Origin of the sequence: Enhygromyxa salina (assembly GCF_002994615.1) — a bacterium.
In the GTDB taxonomy this organism is placed as follows: domain Bacteria; phylum Myxococcota_A; class Polyangia; order Nannocystales; family Nannocystaceae; genus Plesiocystis; species Plesiocystis salina_A.
On record NZ_PVNK01000191.1, the window covers coordinates 1 to 2358 of the forward strand.

Below are 2358 nucleotides of genomic sequence, written 5' to 3' on the forward strand. Positions count from 1 at the left end.
GCGATGAGGACCCCCAGCTCGAGCGCCGCGACACCTTCGTGCTCGCGGGCGCCGAGGATCTCGTGCACCAGCTCGACGACCAGGGTCAGGTCTGGTCGCAGATCCGCGATGGCCACGTGATCCAGCGGTTCATGCCGCGGGTCGAGGGCGGCTTCGCGCGGATCGAGCGGTGGACCTCGCAGGCGACCGGGGATGTCCACTGGCGGACGATCTCGCCCGGGAACGTGACGAGTTTTTTCGGGCGGACCGCGTCCGCGCGGGTCTCGGATCCTCGAGATCCCAAGCGCGTGTTCTCGTGGTTGCTCGAAGAGAGCCACGACGATCGCGGCAACATCATTGTCTACGAGTACAAGCAAGAGGACCTCGCGGGTGTGGACCAAGACGCGCTCGAGGAGCGACCGCGCCTGGCCCAGACGAGTGTGCAAGCGCAGCGCTACCTCAAGCGCATCAAATACAGCAACGCCACGCCCTTCGTGAAGGGCGGCTGGCTGTTCGAGGTGGTCCTCGACTACGGCGAGCACGGCGTCATGCATGGCGAGCAGCTCGAGGTCTCGCCGACCGAAGACCGGGACTGGCCCACGCGACAAGACACGTTCTCGACGAACCGCCCGGGTTTCGAGCTGCGCACGCGTCGGCTGTGTCGGCGTGTGTTGATGTTTTACCATTTTGCCGCGGAGCTCGGGCCCGCGCCGTACCTGGTCGCGTCGACGGACTTCATCCACGACGAGGGCCCGGCGCTCACGCGGCTGACCGGGGTGATCCAGCGCAGCTATCGGCGCGACGAGCAGACGCAGCACTTCGAGAGCGCGCAGCTGCCGACGCTCGAGTTGGAGTACAGCGAGGCCGTCATCGATCCGTGGCTGCACGAGATCGACGATCCGATGACGCTGCGAAACCTGCCCGCGGGGATCGACGGGCGGCAGCATCGGCTCGTGGATCTCGACGGCGAGGGCTTGCCTGGCGTGGTCACCGAGCAAGCTGGCAGCTGGTACTTCAAGCGTGGCCTCGGCGATGGTCGCTTCGGTCCGCTCGTCGCGTTGCCCTCGCGGCCCGTGAACCTGGGCATGGAGGGGACCCAGCTGATGGACCTCGACGGCGACGGCCGCAAGGATCTGGTCAGCTTCGTCGCGCCTGCGCCTGGTTTTTTTCGGCGGACCGAGCAGGAGGGCTGGGGCAACTTTCGGGCGTTCACGTCGGTGCCCAACGTCGACTGGCAAGATCCGCGAGTGCAGCTGATCGACCTGTCCGGCGACGGGTTTCCCGATCTACTGCTCGATCGCGGCCGCGACTTCGTCTGGTATCGGAGCAAGGGCGCGGAGGGGTTCGAGAGCCCGCGGGTCGTGCCAAACCCCGGGGATGAACGGAGCAAGCCGGTCGTGCTGTTCTCGGATCCGCGCATGGCGATCCAGTACGCGGACATGAGCGGCGACGGGCTGGTCGACATCGTCCGGATCCGCAACGGCGAGGTGGTGTACTGGTCGAACCTCGGGTACGGGCGCTTTGGGCCGATGATCCGCATGGGCGGGCTGTCGGCGTTCGCGGCCGGGAGGTCGTTCGAGCCCGGGCGTGTGCGGCTCGCCGACGTCGACGGGAGCGGGGCGACGGATCTGATCTACCTCGGCGACCGCGGGGCCACGCTCTACCGCAACCTCGCGGGCAACGGCTTCGCTGCGGCCGAGGCGATCGTGAGCTTCCCGGGCGTGCGCAGCGTCGACTGGGCCGAGGTCGTGGATCTGAAGGGGACGGGGACCGGGCACCTGGTCTGGTCGTCGTCGTCGGCCTCGGGCCGGGGCGGGGTGCTGCGCTACATCGATCTGATGGGCGGTCAAAAGCCGCACCTGCTGATCGGGTCGCGCAACAACATGGGGGCCGAGACCAAGGTTGCGTACGCGCCCTCGACCAAGTTCTACTTGGCCGACAAGGCGGCCGGGAAGCCATGGGCGACGAAGCTGCCGTTTCCGGTTCAGGTGGTCGAGCGGGTCGAGAGCATCGACCACGTCACGCGCCAGCGATATGTGCAGCACTTTGCGTACCACCACGGGTACTTCGACGGACAGGAGCGGGAGTTCCGAGGGTTCGGGATGGTCGAGAGCTGGGACACCGAGTCGTTCGAGGACTTTGTGGGGGATGGGTTGTTCGCGTTCGAGCAATTCGATGCGGTGGAGGAGCAGCTGCACCAGCCGCCGGTTTACACCAAGAGCTGGTTTCACACGGGGGCGTATTTGGGTGGGGAGGAGCTCGCGGAGCGCTTTGCTCGGGAGTATTGGGGTGGTGATGACAAGGCGTTCGAGCTGCCCGCGAGCGTGGTGCCGAGCGGGCTGACGGGCGCGGAGGCGCGCGAGGCCGTGCGTGCGCTCG

At 67.2% G+C, this 2358-nt stretch carries 1 protein-coding gene; it reads left to right on the plus strand.

Annotated elements, in window-relative coordinates; genetic code table 11:
- Positions 1-2358 (plus strand): SpvB/TcaC N-terminal domain-containing protein (locus tag ENSA5_RS22490; protein WP_308726565.1); only part of this gene is annotated, 2358 nt, incomplete at both ends.